Origin of the sequence: Burkholderia sp. lig30, from assembly GCF_000687455.2 — a bacterium.
Taxonomy (GTDB): domain Bacteria; phylum Pseudomonadota; class Gammaproteobacteria; order Burkholderiales; family Burkholderiaceae; genus Burkholderia.
In genome coordinates this window covers 24185-42415 of record NZ_JGVW01000076.1, presented here as the reverse complement: position 1 = coordinate 42415, position 18231 = coordinate 24185, and the positions used below count along the sequence as shown (strand labels likewise).

Sequence of the window (18231 nt, the reverse complement as noted above, 5' to 3'; positions counted from 1 at the left end):
GATTTCCTGCTCACGTCATAATGGACGAGTCGACGATGAGCACAAGAATGGAACAAGACATCAGACGATGGACAGCCAAGCGCAAGAGCGCGCTGGTGCCGGCTGAATACGCATGGGGACTCTCCCGTTCCGGACTGCGAAAACTACGTGTGCCCTACCGGGAGCGGGGCGGACCATCTTATTGATTGCGGTCCCTGCCGGGCGAGGACGACAAGTGATCGAGCCGATCCGACAGGAACTGCAAGCCGGCGGTATTACCGTCTCGATCTGGAAACGTGCCGTTGGTTCGAGGTGCCGCGCCACACCGTGTATTACCGACCAGTCCAGTCTGCACCCAAGATTCAGGCGCGTTTTGCCGAACCGACCAAAGCACTGATCGAGGAATCGCCGTCGTTTGGCTACCGGACCGTGGCGCACCTGCCGGGGTTCAACAAGAACACGGCGCAGCGGATCTTCCAGCTGAAGGGTTGGCAGGTTCGCGACCGATTGGCTTCCGGCCTCGCGTACAGGCCATGCCGTCAGTCGCCACCGCACCGAACGAGCGACGGTCGACGGATATGTGCCGTGTCTGGGCCAGTCACGACGTTGGGCTAGAAGACATGTGGAGGAGCTCAATTGACTTCCGAAAATTCAACCAAATAGCTTCCGTTTGGGGCGAAACCCAGCAAATGGAACCAGTCCCAACAAGGGGCAGTTACCCCATATACCTTCCATTTTCGACACGCTTTAACCATAAATCTTCCCAGGTCGTCCCGAACTCTCGACGCCCTCCCGTTCCGCGGGAACCAGCCCGTCGCCCCGTGCCAAAGCGCAGGGAGTTCAGCAGTCCGACTGCCTGGATATTCGAGACAGCTAGCTCGCCCTTCCATGCGGCTAGCGTAAAACGGGTTGCAGCAATGGTTGTCGGTCTGTCGTGGTCAAGGGAGTGAGGCAGGAGTCACTTCTGCCTCCGCGTGACCGGACAAGCCTCCCCATCACGGTGTGCGCGCGGACGCCCCCGACGTGGCGCCGGGCGCATCCGGATTCGGCGCGAGCCGCAACCGCACGCGCAGCGGCTGCAGCATGTCGGGCGGCGGCGGCTCGGTGAGCGGCGCCGCGGTCAGCAGTTGCCGCAGCGCCGCATCCGCCCCCGCATCGCCGAGCGACGCGAACTCGATGCGCGTGACCGCGCCGTTCGCCCCGATCCACGCGCGCACGACGATGGCGGGCGGTGGCGCGCTCGCATTCAGCACCCGCTCCTCCAGATACGCATGGAGCCGGTCGGCCGGATCGCCGTCGGCCTCGAGCCATGCCTGGAACTGCCGTCCGGCGCGATGCGCGTAGCTGATCCACGACTGCGGCACGTCAACCGTCTGCGCGCGGGCGGGCACGGCGTCCGCGAGTGCGGCCGCCATCACGAGTGCGACGGCCAGCGCCGCGATCCGCCGCAGGCTTCGCGTTGCCTGTGCGCGGCGCCGCGCGCGAGAGACTGAAGAATGTCCGATGGAGCGATGCACGCATGCCTCCCGTTTCGATGGATGAATGTGCAACGTCAGCCAAGATCGAGCGACACGAAGAGCCGTGTGCCGCCGCGCTGCACAAGCAGCGCGATCACGCCGCGCGACGCGTTGATGCCGTCGACGAGCGTGGCCACGCTCGCGACCAGCGTGCCGTTGACCGACAGCACGACGTCGCCGGCCTGCAACCCCGCGCGTGCCGCCTGCCCGCTCGCGCCCTCGATCACGAGCCCGTGGTTCGCGTCGCGCTGGCGACGCTCCTGCCCGGTGGCCGGACGCAGCGTCAGACCGAGGCGTGCGAGCGCCGCCGCGCCGTCCGGAGGCGCCGCGCCGCTGTCGAGCGCGCCGATCGTCACCGCCACGTGGCTTGCCCGTCCCGCGCGCCAGACGAGCAGATCCGCCTGCCGCCCGGGGCGCAGCCGCGCGACCGCACCGAGCAGTTCCAGCGAGTCGGCGACCGGCTGGCCGTCGAGCCCGAGCACGACGTCGCCCGCCTTCAGCCCCGCCTGCGCAGCCGGGCCGCCCGGCTCGATCATCGTGACGAGCGCGCCATCCGGATTCGGCAGGCCAAACGACCGCGCCAGCGCGTCGCTGACCTCCTGCATCCCGACCCCGAGCCGCCCGCGCGTGACTTTGCCCGTGTGCAGCAACTGGTCCTTCACGTCGAGTGCGATGTCGATCGGAATCGCGAATGCCAGCCCCTGGTAGCCGCCGGTCTTCGAATAGATCACCGAATTGATCGCGATCACCCGTCCGTTCAGGTCGAACAGCGGGCCGCCGGAGCTGCCCGGATTGATCGGCACGTCGGTCTGGATGAACGGCACGTAGCGCTCGCCGGGCAGCGAGCGCGACTTCGCGCTGACGATGCCTTGCGTCACCGTGTTCGCGAAGCCGTAAGGCGAACCGATCGCCATCACCCAGTCGCCGACCTCGGTGCGCGCCGGGTCGCCCGGCACGACGGTCGGCAGGTTGCGCGCGTCGATGCGGATCAGCGCGACATCGGACAGCGCATCGGTACCGATCACGCGGCCCTTGAACTGACGCTTGTCGGTGAGCTTCACGTCGACGCTCGATGCATCGCCGACCACGTGCCGGTTGGTCAGGATGAGGCCGTCCGCGTCGACAATGAAACCGGAGCCGAGGCTCACTTCCTCACGGTTGCCGATCACACGGCGCGCGAAGAACGGCGCGAGCGGATTGTCCGGGGCGATGCCGGGCGGCAGCTGGATGCCGACCTGCGCGACCTCACGGGTCACGCTGATGTTGACGACGGCCGCGCCGTACCGCTTGACGAGCGCGGCGAAGTTCGGCAGCGCGGCGGCCGCCGCGCCTTGCGCCGGCCCGTCCGCTGCGCGCGCCCCGCCACCGCCCGCCAGCATCAGCGCGCCGAGCGCCGCCAGCACCGCCAGCGCACGCCTGACATGGTCCCGTTTCACGTATTCGCTCCTGTTGGATGCCGTGCGCGGGCCGGACGCCGGCCGCCTCGTCGCGCCCGTGGCCGGGGGCTCATTTCGGCGGCACGGCAACCGGTGCCGCAGGCCGCTGCGGATTGACCGATTTGCCCCAGTTCTTGCCGAAGCGGTTTTTCTCGGTCGACAGATTGAACGTGCCGACACGGTTCGACGGTTCGTTCGCACGATCCCTCGACGCCGGCTGCGACGCGCCGGACCCCGGCTGCACGCTCGGCTGCAGCTTCGCGTTCAGGCAGTCGTACGACAGCGCGCGTTTGCCGTCCACTTCCACGTCGACGCAAACCGGTTTCGTCGCCGATCCCGGCTGCGCGCCGGCGGTGCCCTGCGCAGACGAGACGGCGGCGAGCCAGAGGCCGGCGAGCGCCACGAGCGTGTTCCGTTGCATGGCCATTTCGATGGTTCTCCCGATAAAGCGGTGCTGGCATTCAATTCGCCTCGCGCAATGCACGCTTGAGCAAGCGCGCGGGCATCGCACGCTCGGCTGCGCGCGCCTATTGCACGGCGGCGAGCGCTTTCTTCAGTGCCCCTTCGTCGATCGGTGCGCTGCCGGCGAGCTTGTCGAGATAGGCCTGCGAGTTCTCGCGCGTCCTCTGCGCGCGCAACGCGACGCGGATCTGCTCCTTCACGTCGGCAAACTGGCGCTGGCTCGCCGGGCGCACGTCGATCAGCTTCACCACGTGAAACCCGGCCGGCGTGCGGATCGGTGCCGATACCTGGCCCGGCTTCAGCGCAGCAGCCGCGTCGCGTACCGCCGGCAGCATGACCGGCTCCGGCACGAAGCCCAGGTCGCCGCCCTTCGCCGCGCTCGCCTTGTCCTGAGAATTCGATTTCGCCAGCGCAGCGAAATCACCCGTGCGCGCGCGGCTCGCAAGCGCCTCCGCCTGCTTGCGGGCCTTCTCGACAGCGGCCGCGTCGGCGTTCGCCGGCACGGCGAGATAGATCTGCGCGACATGCAGCGCGCGCGGCATGGTGAACGCCGCCGGGTTCTGGTCATACGCATGCTGCAGTTCCGCATCGGCCGGATAGTCGGCGGGCGGCTCGCTGATCGATGCGAGATAGCTGCGCGCGATGATGTCGCGCTGAGCCTGCTCGATCGCCGCCTGAACCTTCGGCTGCTTGCCCCAGTCCTTCGCCTTCGCCTCGGCGAGCACCGCCTTCTGGGCAAGCGACGCGCGCACGAGCTGGTCCATCGCGGCGGTATCGGCCGCGAGGCGGGTGCGGACCTCCGGCTCCAGCGCCTTCATCTGGGTCGTGATATCCGATTGCGTGACCGTCGCCTGCCCGGCGCTGGCGATCACGTCGTCCGCCAGCGCGACGAGCGGCGCGCTGCCGATCAGCATGCACGTCATCATCATTGCGAGTTGCTTCATCATGGCTCCCGTTCCCCTCTCACTGCGGTTTTGATTCGTGTCGTGCCCGTCGGGCGCCCCGCGTTCGCCACGCGACGGCGTCATGCCGGTGTGTCGCTCACGTCGGGCTCGTCGGGTGCAGGTGGCGCCGCCGTGCAGCGCAGCCGCACCACCAGTGGCTGGCGCATCCGCCTTGGAGGCGACGCGCCGACCGGCCTGCCGACGAGCGCCGCGCGCAACGCCGCGTCGATCGCCGGCCCGGCCGGCGGCGAGGTCTCGACCCGCATCACCCGGCCGCGCGTGTCGAGCCACGCCCTCAGGCGCAGCGCCGGCGCCGCGTCGCCCGCCGCAACGCAGGTGTCGGCATGGCAATCGAGCTGCGCACGCACGCGGCGGGCGGCGGCGTCTGCACCGTCGAGCGCTTCCTGAAGCCGCCTCGACACACGCTCGGCATAGGCGAGCCAGGCGGCCGGCGCATCGCCTACCGCCACCGGTGCGCGCCGGTTGGTCAGCCACCTGATCAGCGCGGCGCCGAATGCCGCGAAGCGCCCGCCCGCGGTCATGCGTGCCCGGCCTTCTCGCGAGACGACCGTTCCGTGTCGTCCGCGGGTTCGTCGGCCGTTTCACCCGCCGCGGGCCGGGCAACGTGCGCGTCCGCTTCCTGCGCGGCGAGCGCCGGCCGGCTGCGCAGATGCAACAGGAATTCCTGGATCAGCCGGTCCCACAGCTCGATCGTCCCGCGCAGGTAGCGCTCGGATACACCGCCCGCGACGATCACGTCCATCTCGAGCGCGAGGAACGCGCCGTGGCTCGCCAGCCGGGCGAAGCGCTTCGTGCGATTCCAGTTCGCGACCAGCTCGGCCGGCATTTCGCCCTGCACCTGCAGCACGCAGACGAGCGTGTAGTCGATGTAGCGCGCGGCGTCGGGCGCGACGCCCGGCTGCGACGGCAACGCCGCGTTGCCGAAACGCACCGAAAAGCCCACCCCCTGGCTGGCGCTCATCAGCTGCGCCACGCCGTTCTGTTCGACAGCCGTCACGCGATAGCCGGCATCGCGCAGCACGCGGGCAAGCTGTTCGATGTCGATCGAGTCGATCGGCGTTTGATGCGCGAGGCCCTCGCCCGCGCGATCCTGAATGTTGTCCTGCATGTCGTTTTCCTTGTTCGAACGTTGCCATCCCCGCCCGCGCGCGACGCGCCGGCGGCCCTCGGACTTATTGCGGCGCCGCCGGCGCGGATGCGGCGGCCACCGGCGCCGCGCCTGCGGCGTGCGCGGCCGGGTCGTACCGGCCCGCGTACAGCGCGTCGCCGTAGCGCTGCGTGACTTCGTCGTACTTCACCCGGGCCGCTGCCGCGAAAGGCTGGCGCGACGACAGGAACGTGCCGAATCCGACATGCTCGTACGCGTCGAGAATCTCGTGCCCGACGCGATACAGATCCGCATTCTGCGCACGGCAGGTTTGCAATTGCGTGTCGCGCGCCGAGACGTCCTGCTGCAGCTGCGTGCGCTGCGCATCGCGTGCGCGCGACACCGTCAACAGATCCTCGTACGACGACTTGTATTTGGCGAGCGCCTGCTGATCCTGTGCATGCGTCGATTTTTCCTGCGCGAGCGCGCGTTTCGCGGCCGCCTCGCCGCTCGACTCGCCCTTCGCGGCCGCGAGCTGCGCCTGCACGTCCTTCAACTGCGCGAGCGCGTGGTCGCGCGCGGTCTCGGCGGCCGCCTTGTCCGCCTCCAGCTGCGCCTGGTTGTCCTGCAACTGACGCAGCTGCTGCACGGTCGAGCGCAACTGGCCGCGCAGCTTGTCCTCGACGCTCTGCGCGCCGGCGGCGCCGGAGGCCGACAGCAGCGCACCGGCGAGGCCCGCCGCGAGCAGCGCGTGGTGAAGTGTTTTCATGCGGGACTCCGTCAGAAGCGCGCGTTGAGCTCGAGCTGCAGCACGTCGATCGACACCGGCGGCCCGTACACTTCCTTCGCGCTCAGGTAGCGGGCCGACACCCACGTATCGCGCGCGACCGCGTACGCGGCGCCGATCACGTAGCCGCGCGCGTTGGTGCCGCCGAGATGGAAGTCGGAATCGTTGAACGCGTCCAGCACCGCATCCGGCTGCAGGTACTTGTAGGCGATCGAGAAGTTCCACTGGCCTTTCGTGGACGGCTCGGGCTCGCCGATCGTCACCTTCGCGAGGAAACCGTTCGGGCCGCTGCGATAGTCGGCGCGGGTCGCGTTCACCGACGTCGTGTCGTAGTTGTTGACCGGCAGCGACGCCTCGCTGAACGCCTTGTTCTCGTTGTACGCGAGGTTGCGCACGAATTCGCCGTCGAGCCGCAGCTTGAAGCGGTCCGCGACGACCGTGTCCCATTGCGCCTTCAGGTCCAGCAGCCGGTAGTTGTACGCCAGGCCGAACAGCTGGGGCTCAGGCGTCAAACCGGGCGCGAGGTTCGGGTTCTGCACGATGTTGCGCAGCGCGATCATCGTGTTGCCGCCCTGCATGAACGCGGGCGCCTCGTTGTCGGTGCTGCAGCTCGTCGCGCCGAGATACAGTGCGCACGGTTGCGACAGCGTCCCGCGCATGTTCTGGAAGTCGTAGTAGGCGACCGCGCCCTTCAGGCGGTTCTGCGCATTGATCTTCCAGTCTGCACCGACCTGCGCGCCGAACATCCACTTGGTGTCGCTGCCGGACTTGCCGGTGCTGTTCGACGGGAAGTTTTCGCTCGTGTACTGAATCGGGAACACGCCGAGGGTGCCGAACAGCGTGAGGTCCGGGTTCCACGGCATCGCATGGCGCAGGCTCGCGGCCAGGCCGTCCATCTCGAGTTCGTCCGAGAACACCAGGTCGGAGCGGAAGAACGGATTGTCGAAACGGCCGGCCTTCAGGTTCAGCCACGGCGTCGGCTGATACGAGAAGAACGCCTTGTTCAGCCAGATGTTCTTCTTCGCGAAGCCGCCGCCGGCGGTCGCCGTCGTCGACACCGGACCGGTGTCGTTGCCGCTCGCGAGCTGGATGCCGGCCGACATCTCGTCGGACAGCAGCGCGGTGACGCCGAGCCGCGCGCGGTAGCGCAGCAGATTGTTGCGGTTCGCGGTGGTGTTCTGCGTCGGCAACTGCGTCATGTTGGTGTTCGGGTTGATGTCGAACCCGCCACCCTGGTTGATCGCGCTGAAATTCGTGACGTTGTTCGCGTTGCGGCTGCCATAGAAGTGGTATTCGTCACGCACGCGCAAGTCGCCGTCGAGCTTGATCCGCGATACCCAGTCGGGGAACGTGTTCGGCAGCGCCCAGTTCTCGGCCTTCGCCTGCGCAACCACTTCCTGCTTCACCTGGTCTCGGATCTGGTCGCGCACGACCTGCGGCACGTACGGCACCGCGACGTCGCCCGGCTGCGTCGGCGCGTTGACGACCGCCGTGGCGGCACCACCACCGGACGCGCGCGCGGCCCTCGCCTGCGTGGCCTCGGCGCGCGCCTCGCTGATCAGCTCGTTGGCGTTCTGCTGCGTGAGCACGCCACGCTTGACGAGCAGGTTGATCAGGTTGACCACCACGCTCTCCGTCGGCGCCGCCTTCCCCATCGCGGCCTGCGTCTCGAGCGATTGCGCATGTGCGCCCCCCGTGCAGGTCAGGCCGAGCATCACGGCCGCCGCGCTGATGCGGGTGCGCTGCATCTGCCTGCCGCCGCCTCCGTCGCGCGTCCCACGAATCTTCGTCTTCCAAATCATTCCCGCTCTCCGCGTATCTGCTGAATTTTTACGGCACCGTCCTCTCGCCGGACCTGCCCCATGATTCCTGTCACGTCGCCCGCCTAGCCCGGCTTCCGTCCAGACAACCTGACCCACTTCGGGTACGTCACGCCGGGCGGCGGCGGCTCGTCGATCTTGCCGAGAGACTCGACGGCCGCGATCAGCGCCGCGTCAAGCCTCGGATCTCCGGCCGACTGGCCGATCGCCACCCGGGTGATGCGTCCGGCCGGGTCCAGCCACAAATTGAGGCTGGCCGAGAAGCGCAACCCGCCAGCGTCCTGCACCCGCTTGTCCTGCTCGACCGCGCGCTGCAGCACGCTGCCCAGGTACTGCGAATAGCCCGCGTTGCCGAAACGTCCGCCACCGCCGCTGCCGACCATGCCCGAGCCATCGCCCGCGCCGATGTTGAAGCTGTCGGTGCCCGCCTGCGCGGGCGCGTTCATCGTCATCTGCTTCGGCTGGTCGTCCGACGGCTTCGGCGTCTCCGAGGGCTTCGGCGCAACGGTTGGCCGATCGACCGGCGTCTTCACCTCCTCCCTCACCGTCTCGGGCGGCGGTTTCTGCTTTGGCGGCGGAGGCGGTGGCGGCGGCAGCGGGATCACGGTCGTCACCTGCGGCGCGCTCACCCGCTTCACGCCGGCGGTATCCCCGGCGAAATGCCAGATCAGCGCGGCGACGCCGGCCAGCGCCAGCGCCAGCACGACCGGCTTCACATAGCGGCGGGGGCCTTTGCGCGGCGGGCCGCCGTTGTAGGTCATTTCCATTGCCGGCCCCTAGCTGCCCTGCTTCGCCTTGCCGGTCACGAGGCCGACCTGCGACAGATCGAGCCGGCGCAGCAGGTCGAGCACGTCCATCACGCGCTGGTACTGCACCGCGGCGTCGCCCTTCAACACGATCGGAAACGCCGGATTGCTCGCCTTCTCGGTGCGCAGCCGGCTCTCCAGCTCGTCCATCGTGACCGGATACGCGTCGAGGAAGATCTGCCCCGAATCGGCGACCGTGATCGCCTTCGTCTTCGGCTTCGCGAGACTCGCGGACGAGCTTGCCTTCGGCAGATCGACCTTGATGCCCTGCACCGACGCGGTCGTCATGATGATGAAGATGATCAGCAGTACGTACGCCAGATCGAGCATCGGCGTGATGTTGATGTCGTCGTACGGCTTGTCGTCGTCCTGAACCTGCATGGTGGTTCCCCCTGTGGACTCAGTCCGCCAGCACCGCGCGATCCGGCGCACGATGCACTTCCGCCAGGCGCGTGACGAATTCGTCGACGAACACCTGCATGTTCGCCGTCACGTTCTTGTTGCGGATCAGCAGGTAGTTGTAGCCAAACAGCGCCGGAATCGCGACGAACAGGCCCGTCACCGTCGCGAGCAGCGCGGCGGCGATACCCGGGGCGATCGCGTTCACGTTCACGTCGCCGGCCGCGGCGATCGCGGCGAACGTGATCATCACGCCGACCACCGTGCCGAGCAGCCCGAGAAACGGCCCGCCCGAGATCGCGATCGTCAGCAGCACCATCGATTTCGCCAGCCGCTGGTTCTCCCGCACGAGCGTCGCGTCCATCGACGCGCGGATCGCCTCGATCGACTCGCTGGTGATCACGGTGCGGCCGTTGCCGTCGACGCGCCGGTTGATTTCGCGCACGCCCGCGCGGTACAGCCGGTACAACGACGACTGGCGAAGCCAGCGCCCTTCGTCGCTGGCCTCGTCGACATGCTCGAGCCCGACCAGATGGGTGCCGGCGACTTCCCGGAAGCGCTCCACGAAGTACGTGTTCGACTTGTCGACCGTGCCGACATAGCGGGCCTTCTGCCACATCACGATCCACGACACGACCGCCATGCCGAGCAGGATCGTGATTACGACCCAGGCGTCGACGGTCACCGACTGCACGATCACGCCGAAGTAGCCGAAGCCGAAACCCGCCTGCTTCTCGTCCGCGCCATACGCGACCAGCTTCGATTCCGAGCCCTGCGCGAGCGCGTCGATCGCGATCGTCTGCGGCGAACGCGCGATGCGTGACAGCCGCAGCTCGTCGAGTGCGCCCGCGTACCCGCCGAAGCCGGCCGGCGCGCCCGGCGCGTCGGCGCCGATCACGGCGGCGCCCGACAGCGCGGGCAGCGTCGCGGCGACCTGCGCCGCCTGCTTGCCGTTCACGTAGACAGTCAGGCTCCTGCCGTCGGCCGTCACGGCCAGGTGGGTCCACTGGTTCGCCGCGACGGGCGCGGCGGCCGGCGTGCGCAGCGGCACACCGGCCGTGTCGACCTGCACGAACGGTACGCCGTTGTCGAGCCCGATCAGCAGCGCATTCGCGCCATCGCGGCGGCTGTACAGCAGCGCGTTCGGCGCGAGCGCCGACGGCTTCACCCACGCGCTGAACGTCAACGCGCCAGCGGCAGTCACGCTCAGAGACGGCGATGCCGGCAGCGTGATCGAGCCGTTGCCGTCGAAACGCACGCCCTTGCCGACGATGCCGTCCTCGATCGTGCGCACCGACGCGGCCGGTGCGTTGTTCGCGTACGCGGTCGCATCCGCGGGCGGCTTGCCCGACGCACCGTCGAAGTGATAGACGAGCGTGTAGTCGGCGTCGAAGGTATCCGCCGGCTTGCCGCCGTCCTGCGCCTTCTTGTTGCCGTAGTACATCCAGATCGACTGCGCGGTGCCGGCCTTGATGCCCGGTATGTCGACCCAGATCAGCGCGACGCCGAGCACCGGGTCGTACTGCTCGATGTGGTAGCTCAGCGGCGTCTTGTCGTCGGCCGCGACGAAGCGGATGTCGGCGCCGTTCTCGGCGAGGCCGTCGAACTGGAAGATGCCCGAATGCAGGCGGATCAGCACCGGCAAGCGGCCGGCCGATTCGTTGAGATTCGCGCCTTTCGGGCTCGCATCGATCGTGATCGCCTTGCGGTACGACCAGTCGTTCTGCCACCACGCGTTCGCGATACCCGGCAGCGCCCCCAGCAGCACCGCCAACAGTAAAACCATGACTCGCTTCACGATCCACTCCCCGTATGGACCCGCCCGGTCGCCCGGCGCGGCCCGAACAAAAATCCGTCAGAAACCCAGTCGCACGTAGAAATCGAACCGGGGGCTGTATTGCTTCGTGTACACGCCCGCCTTCAGCGGCCAGCCCGCCTCGAAATCCGCGCTTGCATACTTGAACAGTTGCAGCCGGGTGCCGAACCCGACGCTCAGCAGGTTGAAGCTCGATGTCTGTTCCGGCAGCGGACTCAACAGCCACAGGTGCGCCGCGTCGACGAACGCGTGGAAGCGCCACTCGTTCACGCCGCTGCCAAGATGGCCGGCGAGCGACGGGGTGCGCAGCTCGAGCGAGCCGACCACGCCGCTGTCCGCGGTGTCCTCTGCCTGCATGTAGCCGCGCACGCTCGTCATGCCGCCCGCCGCGAACTGTTCGCTCGATATCAGCGGCGCACTCGACAGCTGCGCGCTCACATGCGCGTTGGCCTGGATGTCGTTCGTGAAGTGCTGCGTGTGATTCACGTCGAACTTGCCGTACACGAAGTCAGGCGTCGCGTTGTAGCGCTTGTTGTCCCACGCGTTCCAGTCGCTGCCGAAGGCGCGGATAGTGGTCGTGAGCGCCGCCGAGAATGACGTCTGCGATGCCTTCAGGCTCAGCTGGCCGTTGTATGAGAACGTCACCGGCACGTAGGTCAGTGGCGCGGACGACGTCTGCCCGACGAGGCTCACGTCCTCGTTGAAATGCTTGTGGTCGATCTCGACGCTCACCGAGTGCGCATAGGTGTCCGTCGACGGCAACGCGTAGATCGCGGTCAGGCCATAGCTCGTGCCCCGGCCGAGCACGCTGGTGCCGCCGAGCGAGGAGACGTCGCTGTCCGAGTGGACGACGGTCGCAAGCAGGCTCCAGTGCGTGTCCTTCAATGGCGCGAGGTACGAGAACGAGTACACCCGCGCGTCGGTCGGATGCTGCGGCGCCACCACATAGGTGGCGGAGATTACGTGACCGAGCTGCCAGAGATTCGAATAGCTGAGCGTCGCGCTCGTGCGCAGCGTCGACGTGCCGGGGCTGTTGTCGTTGTTCAGTTCCAGCGTCCCGTGCAGCGGGCTGTGATCGTCGACCTTCAGGTCCACGTCGACGGTCTGCGGCAGCGCACCCGGCTTGAGCACCGGAATCACCTGCCGGTCGGCGGAGCGGTTCAGGTCGGTCAGCTGCTGCTGCGCCGCGTTGAAGTCCGGCACCGTGCCCTCGGCGAGCGCCGGGACTGCGTCGCGAATGTTCTGAGGCGAGTTGTATTTCGCGCCGTCTATGCGCAGCCGGCCGACCTTCGCCTCGACCACCTGCAGCAGGATCACGCCGTTCTTCACCTGCTGCTGCGGCAGCTCGACGACGATCGACTGGTAGCCGCGGTCCTGATAGACCTTCTGCAGCGCTTCGCGTGCCGCGTTCACGTCCGCGAGCGTGCGGCCGGGCCCCTCGAACGGATATACCGCCTTCTCGATGTCGACGGCCGGCAACGTGGTGTTGCCGCGCACGATGAACTCGTTGACGTCGAACGTCTGCGGTGCGCCGGACGCGGGCGGCGTCTGCGCCTGCGCACGCGCGCCGGCCGCGAGGCTCAACCCGCCGGCCAGTGCGATGCCGGCCAGGCGGCGCCGTCTCGATCGGCGTTCGTCGTGTGGTTTTCGGTCTACTCTCGGCGGCATGCGCCATTCCCCTTCTTATTGCGTGTCGTCCGGGCGCGAGGCACTTACCTCGCACGCCCCGCTATCAAGGCAACATTTCACTTCGATGACATTCGATCAGTGATCCTTAATACGATGTCTGCATGTTCAACTTTCGCTGCATGATCCTCCTCAGCCGTGCGCGCCCGGCCTCGCGCGCCCGGCGCGGCCTATGCCGAACGTCGCGATCGCGACGTGCAGCAGCGCATCGCCGCACGCATCGACGGTCAGCCACGACACGCCGCCTTGCACCGCGCCGTCATCGCATGCATCCTCCGTTAAGGACGGAACGGATCGTGCAAACCCGCAATGCGTGACGTTCATCGTGCGTTCGACGCTTCTGCGTTCATCGTCTCGTCCGCTTCACGCGGATGCGTTTGCCAGAACCCGCCCGTCATCGTCACGATCGACGGCGTCTCGCTCCACTGCTGCGGGCTCAGGATCTCGGCGCGCAGCACGTTCGGCATCACCTGCACGTCGAAAATCTCGTCGACGCCGTTGAAGAACTGCAGGATGCCGAGCACCTCGCCGCTGGACGCATCGAGCGCGGCAACGCCCGCGACCAGCGCGTCGGCCTCGCCTTCGATCGGAAGTCCTTGCGGTCCACGCTTCTGGCGCAGCTTCGACAGACCGACGAACAACACACCGCCGTATTCCGCGAGCCCGTGCGTAAAGCCGGGCAGCTTCGCGAGCACGCGCTTGTCGCCGGTGCGCGGATCGATCCGCAGCACCTGGCCGCGCCCGCCTTCGAGTACGTATAGCTCGCCGCCGAACACGCGCGGCGAATGCGGCATCGACAAGCCGTACGCGACGATGCGCCCGGACGGCACCTCCATCACGATGCCGCCGTCGGCCATTCCCGCGCGCCAGCCGAACGGCATGTCGGAATGGCCGAGCGCGGTCGCGTAACGGACGGTGCCGTCGACGAACGCCATGCCGTTCAGGTGACAGCGATCGTCGGGCGCCAGTGCCGTAATGAATGGCGGTTGCCAGATCGGCGTGAAATTGAAATAGCCGTCGATCACGCTGATGCACGAGTAACGCGTGTTGACCGCGAGCACGACCTGCTTGTCGATCGCCATGTCATGCAGGTCGAGATCGCCCGTGAAATACGACTGGCGCGGCACGAACAGCGCGTCGTAGTGCCCGGGACAGGACGGGTAGTGCGGGGCGAGTGTCGACACGTTCGCGAAGATCATCAGTTCGTGGATCGTCGCGACCGCGAGCCGGTTGCCCGCGACGGCCATCCCCATCGAACGCGGCAGCAAGCATGCCGACAGCGTCGGGACACCGTTGTCGACGCCGAGCAGCGCAACGCCGGACGGGCGACGGCTCAGTGCCAGCGAGCATCGCAGCGACGCGAGCACCTCGAGAAAGCGCCCGGTATCGCGCAGATTGATGAACGGTGCCGCGACATCGTCGTCCGCGGGGAGCGAAGCCGTGGCCGCGCCCGCTTGCGTGGCCGCGGGTGCATTCGCCGATCGACTGTGTTCGAGGTGTTTCACGTTCATCCATCCACCTTGTTGACTACGCAACGGGTTGCGCGGCATGTCGTCATGCGCCGGCGGGCGGGTCCGCTTGGCAACGGGGCCTCTCCAGCGCTCACAACTACCTAGACGGAACGACTCACGCATTACCGCAAATTTTTTTGCGTTGCGGCAAAGACGTGTCTTAAGCAACGTATGGCGACGCACGATGCCGCCGACGCATCGCAATCGCGACGGCGTCTCGCATCGGAAGAGGGAATGAAATGCCAAACGGACGTGTGATGCCTGCACCGGTTGCCGCGCGCGTGAGGCCGGAAATGGGTGCATTGCCGAACGCTTGTCGGACAGGCTGCGCCCGTCGCCGCGGCGTTCCACGTCAGTGATGCGTGCGCATGCGAACCGCCGTCAGACAGCCCGCATGGTGACCATGATGTCGCGCCACGCCCTCTCCCGCGCGCGCGTCGACCGCCGGTTCAGCGGCGCATTCGCCGTTGGCACGGCGGCCGCGCCGGCACTGGCGCGACGCGTTCGGCCGGGCGGTGGTCTGTTGGCGCACATCGTCGGCTCCCAATCGGTCATTTTTTGTGACACTTGTCTGAAGATTCATCATTCGCTACGCGATGCGTGCCCGACGCTGCGGTATTGCAGCCTCCAAAACGTCTTAATGAATAACGAGGACGTCAATGGCGGGAACGTTTCATGTCGATTGCGACGCTGCTCAAGCGGTGGCTAACGGAAAAGCTGGCCGCTCACGCGATCCCGGCGCACACGCGTGCGCACGACGGCGGGGCCACCCCGCTGCGCTGGCGCACGCCCTGGCTGCACTGGCAACTGCTGTCGTGGCTCGCGCTGACCCTGCTCGCGCCGCCGTTCTGGGCGATCGGCACGCTGCTGCTGATCGATCCGTCGAGCGACGCGCCGTTCTTCTGGGCGGCCGCGATGGCGATCGTGCCGGTCGCGAACGGCATCGCGATCGTCGCCGCGAACCAGCGCCACCATCGCACACCGTTCACGAACCGCCGGGCGGTCGCCGCGCATTACTTCGCGGTCGCGATATTGCTGTCATGCACCCTGTTCGCGCTGCTGATGTGGAACGCACATGCGATCGACGCACTGGTCAGGCCGCTCGCAGAAACGTCCGCCAGCGCGCGCGACGCCGCACTCGACACGTGGATCGCGACGCTGATCGTCGGCTTCGGCATATCGTCATCCGCGCATGCGAGCATGCTGCACGCATGGCTCGCTTTCGAAGCCTGAGCGTCACGCGCTACACATCGCCGGGATCCGTCACATGGGTGCACAACGCCGTCCTCGCATCACATGCGCCGCGCACGCGCGCGCCAGCCGCGAACGCGGAATCGCGATCGTCACGGTGCTGCTCGTCGTCGCGCTCGCGGCGACGCTCGCGGCAAGCGTGCTGTGGCGCCAGCAGGTCGCGACGCGCGACGTCGAGAATCAGCGGCTGGCCACGCAGACGATGTGGGCCGAGCGCGCGGCGGTCGAGTGGGCGCGCGCGCTGCTGCGCGCGCAGAGCGCGACGTCGATCGTCACGTTCGTGGGCCAGACATGGTCGGCGCCCGTCGACGAGGTGCGGCTCGCCGACCTGCTGCCGCCCGAGGCCGCCGAGCTCAATGCGGAGTTGGCGAGCGCGTCGATCTCCGGCCGCGTCGAAGACGCGCAGGCACGCTTCAACCTGTCGAACCTCGTGTCGCGCATCGCCCCGGGCCAGCCGTGGCAGACCAACGCCGAAGGCGTGCTTGCGTACCGGCGCCTGCTCGGCGCGCTCTCGCTCAATCCCGCGCTCGCGCAAACGACCGCCGACTACATGCTGCGCTCGCTGCGCGACGCGCAGGGGCCGGGCGGCTGGCCGCTGCAGCTCGTGAGCGTGGACGATCTCGCGCGGGTTCCCGGGTACGACGCGCAGGCGATCGCGGCGCTTGCGCCGCTCGTGACCGTGCTGCCCGACCGCACCGCGATCAACGTGAACACTGCGCTCAAGCCGGTCCTTCTCGCGGCGATTCCGTCACTGTCGGACAGCCAGGCGCAACGCCTGATCGAGCGGCGCGGCAGCGCGTATTTCGTGAGCACCGGCGACATCGCCGAATACCTGACGCCGGTACAGGGCAGCACGACGTTGCCGGATGGCGCGATCGCCACCGTGAACAGCGGCTATTTCCTCGTGCACTGCCGGATCCATTCCGCGCGCATCAACATGCGGGTCGACACGCTGGTCGCGCGCTACGGTTCCGGCAATTTCGCGTGGACATCTGTGATCTGGGTGCACCGGATCACGAGCTGACGCCGCCGATCGTGGCGACCGGCCCCCACTGTGTGGCGAGATCGGACGCCCCGGCACCGGCGCGCCGCGCCGCCAATCGCTCGGCACGCGCGGTCGGGATGCCCGCGTCATCGCCGGACCAGCGGCTCATGCCCGATTCGCGCACCTCGCATAACAGCCGGTTCCAGTCGTCGATCGATACCAGCAGCGCGATCGGCCGGTTGTACTTCGTCACCATCACGAGCGCTTTGGTCGCGTCGCGCAGCGCCTTCGACGGATTGCTGCTGAAATCGCGCGTCGCCATCGAGATCGTGCGCGGGCTGAACGGGTTCGACGCGGGATCGTCGCCGTCGTCGTGCAACAGCCGGTCGAGCGTCGCCGCGCGCCGCAGCGCGTGCGACTTCCCTGAAACGCGGTGGTCGCGTCGCTTGCGGCGCTCACTGCGCGGATCGACATGGGTCGCGAGCAGATGCACCAGATGGCCAAGCGTGGTTGCGGGCACCTGGTCGTAGCGGCGCCACCATTCCGGCGGCAGCGCGATCATCATTCCCGCGTACGCGGCACGCACCCCGGCCGCGATGTGCGCGGGCAGCCGTTCGGCTTCGCGCGCGTCGAGCGCGAGCGCCGCGCACGCCGCGCGCGACATCATGCCGAACACGTTGTATGCGACCGCGACGATACCGCGCGCGAGCAGCGCGGCACGCGCCGGCACGCCGCTCGCGGCGGCTGCGTCCGACGCGGCCTCGACGTGCGGCGGCAGCATGGTGCGCGATGCGCTCTGCGCGAGCCGGACTATCTGCACTGCGTCGAACTGCGCAGCCGGCGCGTTGGTCAGCACGCTCGTCGTCTGCATCGAGGCGCCCGCGCTGCCATCCTGACGCCATTCGATGCGCCGGCATGCAAGCTCCGCATCGTCGTCGTCCGCCATCGCGACGGCCTGCTCGAACACGCGGCCGCCTTCGAACACGCCCGCGTCACGTGCGTCTTCGAGCACGCGCCACGCCGGGGCCCCCTCCTGCTCGCGCACGAGGAGCGCGCCACCGCGACACGGCCACGCCGCAAGGATCGCCGCCGTGTTCACGCCGCCATCGATGACCCACAGCTCGCCGGGCCGCACCGATTCGATCAGCGCGCCGACGAACGCCCGTTCGTGTGCGCGACCGCGCTCGCATGGCAACAGGTCGACGATCGTCTCGAGTTCCGGATCGTGCACCGGCAGTGCATGCGTCCCGTCCTGCACGCACGCGAAGCCGTCCGGCAGGTCGCGGCCGCCCAGCACCCGCAGCCGCCAGCCGGCGGCGAGCGCCCGTTCACCCGCCGGAGGCATCGCGAACGGCCGCAGCAGGTCCGCGCTGTCCTTCACTAACGCGCGGCCCCAGCCGCCGCGCAGCCGGCTCATCCGGTCGTGCAGCGCCGTGACGGCCGGCGCGAATTCCGCCGGCATCGCGGCCGGCGCCGCACGCGTGCCGCTGCGCGACCCCGCGTGGTCGGCGAGCGCGACGAGCGCGTCGACGACGCAGGCGAACAGCGCTTCGCGCAGCAGCTCGGCGTCCGTTTCGTCGTCCATTCCGGCTGCATCGTCGATCCAGTCGTCGTGAACCGCGCACTGCATCACGAGCCGCGTCATGATCGCCACCGGGCTGTGTTCGACAAATCGCTCCAACACCGTGCGTATCACCGGATCACCTCATCGTGTGGATTGAGCA

Annotated in this window: 17 protein-coding genes; 2 read left to right on the top strand and 15 right to left on the bottom strand. The window is 68.0% G+C overall.

The window, feature by feature from the left end; translation table 11 throughout:
• Positions 1-974: 974 nt before the first annotated feature.
• The 14 genes from LIG30_RS12545 to LIG30_RS12485 form a co-directional block, all read right to left on the bottom strand.
• Positions 975-1394, bottom strand: a complete 420-nt coding sequence (locus LIG30_RS12545) for a hypothetical protein (RefSeq protein ID WP_051994998.1) — start codon at positions 1392-1394, stop codon at positions 975-977.
• A gap of 137 nt (positions 1395-1531) precedes the next feature.
• Entirely contained in the window at positions 1532-2875 is a 1344-nt protein-coding gene (locus LIG30_RS12540) for a Do family serine endopeptidase (protein WP_083494024.1), read from the bottom strand.
• Positions 2876-3002: 127 nt separating this feature from the next.
• The gene (locus tag LIG30_RS12535) at positions 3003-3353 is read right to left on the bottom strand and encodes a hypothetical protein (RefSeq protein ID WP_235510293.1); all 351 of its coding nucleotides are present in this window, start codon (positions 3351-3353) and stop codon (positions 3003-3005) included.
• A gap of 106 nt (positions 3354-3459) precedes the next feature.
• On the bottom strand, positions 3460-4341 hold the full coding sequence (locus LIG30_RS12530; protein WP_038712592.1) for a peptidylprolyl isomerase: 882 nt from the start codon (positions 4339-4341) through the stop codon (positions 3460-3462).
• 77 nt (positions 4342-4418) lie between these two features.
• Positions 4419-4880 (bottom strand): hypothetical protein, encoded by a 462-nt coding sequence (locus LIG30_RS12525; RefSeq protein WP_051994997.1) that lies wholly within the window; start codon positions 4878-4880, stop codon positions 4419-4421.
• Positions 4877-5467, bottom strand: a complete 591-nt coding sequence (locus LIG30_RS12520) for a YbjN domain-containing protein (RefSeq protein WP_038712589.1) — start codon at positions 5465-5467, stop codon at positions 4877-4879. The genes LIG30_RS12525 and LIG30_RS12520 overlap by 4 nt, the downstream gene beginning before the upstream one ends.
• 64 nt (positions 5468-5531) lie before the next feature.
• Positions 5532-6215, bottom strand: coding sequence for a hypothetical protein (locus LIG30_RS12515; protein WP_038712587.1), 684 nt, complete (start codon positions 6213-6215; stop codon positions 5532-5534).
• Positions 6216-6226: 11 nt separating this feature from the next.
• Positions 6227-8035, bottom strand: coding sequence for a putative porin (locus LIG30_RS12510; RefSeq protein WP_051994996.1), 1809 nt, complete (start codon positions 8033-8035; stop codon positions 6227-6229).
• Positions 8036-8118: 83 nt separating this feature from the next.
• A complete protein-coding gene (locus LIG30_RS12505; RefSeq protein WP_051994995.1) occupies positions 8119-8820 on the bottom strand; it encodes an energy transducer TonB family protein in 702 nt (233 codons plus the stop codon).
• A gap of 9 nt (positions 8821-8829) precedes the next feature.
• Entirely contained in the window at positions 8830-9240 is a 411-nt protein-coding gene (locus tag LIG30_RS12500; RefSeq protein WP_038712584.1) for an ExbD/TolR family protein, read from the bottom strand.
• A 19-nt stretch (positions 9241-9259) separates the two neighbouring features.
• Entirely contained in the window at positions 9260-11044 is a 1785-nt protein-coding gene (locus LIG30_RS12495) for a DUF2341 domain-containing protein (protein WP_083494011.1), read from the bottom strand.
• Positions 11045-11113: 69 nt separating this feature from the next.
• The gene (locus LIG30_RS12490) at positions 11114-12742 is read right to left on the bottom strand and encodes a ShlB/FhaC/HecB family hemolysin secretion/activation protein (protein ID WP_083494010.1); all 1629 of its coding nucleotides are present in this window, start codon (positions 12740-12742) and stop codon (positions 11114-11116) included.
• 150 nt (positions 12743-12892) lie between these two features.
• The gene (locus LIG30_RS26240) at positions 12893-13084 is read right to left on the bottom strand and encodes a hypothetical protein (protein ID WP_152986077.1); all 192 of its coding nucleotides are present in this window, start codon (positions 13082-13084) and stop codon (positions 12893-12895) included.
• Entirely contained in the window at positions 13081-14271 is a 1191-nt protein-coding gene (locus LIG30_RS12485) for a TIGR03032 family protein (RefSeq protein ID WP_083494009.1), read from the bottom strand. The genes LIG30_RS26240 and LIG30_RS12485 overlap by 4 nt, the downstream gene beginning before the upstream one ends.
• A gap of 675 nt (positions 14272-14946) precedes the next feature.
• Here LIG30_RS12485 and LIG30_RS12480 point away from each other — a divergent pair.
• Both LIG30_RS12480 and gspK read left to right on the top strand, forming a co-directional pair.
• Entirely contained in the window at positions 14947-15504 is a 558-nt protein-coding gene (locus LIG30_RS12480; protein ID WP_038712580.1) for a hypothetical protein, read from the top strand.
• A 34-nt stretch (positions 15505-15538) separates the two neighbouring features.
• Complete coding sequence (gene gspK, locus LIG30_RS12475; protein WP_051994994.1) at positions 15539-16546, top strand: type II secretion system minor pseudopilin GspK; 1008 nt, start codon at positions 15539-15541, stop codon at positions 16544-16546.
• On the opposite strand, the gene LIG30_RS12470 is transcribed toward gspK, so the two are convergent.
• On the bottom strand, positions 16536-18191 hold the full coding sequence (locus LIG30_RS12470) for a type II toxin-antitoxin system Phd/YefM family antitoxin (RefSeq protein ID WP_152986076.1): 1656 nt from the start codon (positions 18189-18191) through the stop codon (positions 16536-16538). The two genes, gspK and LIG30_RS12470, sit on opposite strands and share 11 nt — an antisense overlap.
• Between the last annotated feature and the right edge of the window lie 40 nt (positions 18192-18231).

Excerpts from the sequence above, each read along its gene's own strand:
- LIG30_RS12545 (WP_051994998.1), bottom strand. The coding sequence starts at position 1,394 with ATGGCGGCCGCACTCGCGGACGCCGTGCCCGCCCGCGCGCAGACGGTT.
- LIG30_RS12540 (WP_083494024.1), bottom strand. The coding sequence starts at position 2,875 with ATGCTGGCGGGCGGTGGCGGGGCGCGCGCAGCGGACGGGCCGGCGCAA.
- LIG30_RS12535 (WP_235510293.1), bottom strand. The coding sequence starts at position 3,353 with ATGCAACGGAACACGCTCGTGGCGCTCGCCGGCCTCTGGCTCGCCGCC.
- LIG30_RS12530 (WP_038712592.1), bottom strand. The coding sequence starts at position 4,341 with ATGATGAAGCAACTCGCAATGATGATGACGTGCATGCTGATCGGCAGC.
- LIG30_RS12525 (WP_051994997.1), bottom strand. The coding sequence starts at position 4,880 with ATGACCGCGGGCGGGCGCTTCGCGGCATTCGGCGCCGCGCTGATCAGG.
- LIG30_RS12520 (WP_038712589.1), bottom strand. The coding sequence starts at position 5,467 with ATGCAGGACAACATTCAGGATCGCGCGGGCGAGGGCCTCGCGCATCAA.
- LIG30_RS12515 (WP_038712587.1), bottom strand. The coding sequence starts at position 6,215 with ATGAAAACACTTCACCACGCGCTGCTCGCGGCGGGCCTCGCCGGTGCG.
- LIG30_RS12510 (WP_051994996.1), bottom strand. The coding sequence starts at position 8,035 with ATGATTTGGAAGACGAAGATTCGTGGGACGCGCGACGGAGGCGGCGGC.
- LIG30_RS12505 (WP_051994995.1), bottom strand. The coding sequence starts at position 8,820 with ATGGAAATGACCTACAACGGCGGCCCGCCGCGCAAAGGCCCCCGCCGC.
- LIG30_RS12500 (WP_038712584.1), bottom strand. The coding sequence starts at position 9,240 with ATGCAGGTTCAGGACGACGACAAGCCGTACGACGACATCAACATCACG.
- LIG30_RS12495 (WP_083494011.1), bottom strand. The coding sequence starts at position 11,044 with ATGGTTTTACTGTTGGCGGTGCTGCTGGGGGCGCTGCCGGGTATCGCG.
- LIG30_RS12490 (WP_083494010.1), bottom strand. The coding sequence starts at position 12,742 with ATGCCGCCGAGAGTAGACCGAAAACCACACGACGAACGCCGATCGAGA.
- LIG30_RS26240 (WP_152986077.1), bottom strand. The coding sequence starts at position 13,084 with ATGAACGTCACGCATTGCGGGTTTGCACGATCCGTTCCGTCCTTAACG.
- LIG30_RS12485 (WP_083494009.1), bottom strand. The coding sequence starts at position 14,271 with ATGAACGTGAAACACCTCGAACACAGTCGATCGGCGAATGCACCCGCG.
- LIG30_RS12480 (WP_038712580.1), top strand. The coding sequence starts at position 14,947 with ATGTCGATTGCGACGCTGCTCAAGCGGTGGCTAACGGAAAAGCTGGCC.
- gspK (WP_051994994.1), top strand. The coding sequence starts at position 15,539 with ATGGGTGCACAACGCCGTCCTCGCATCACATGCGCCGCGCACGCGCGC.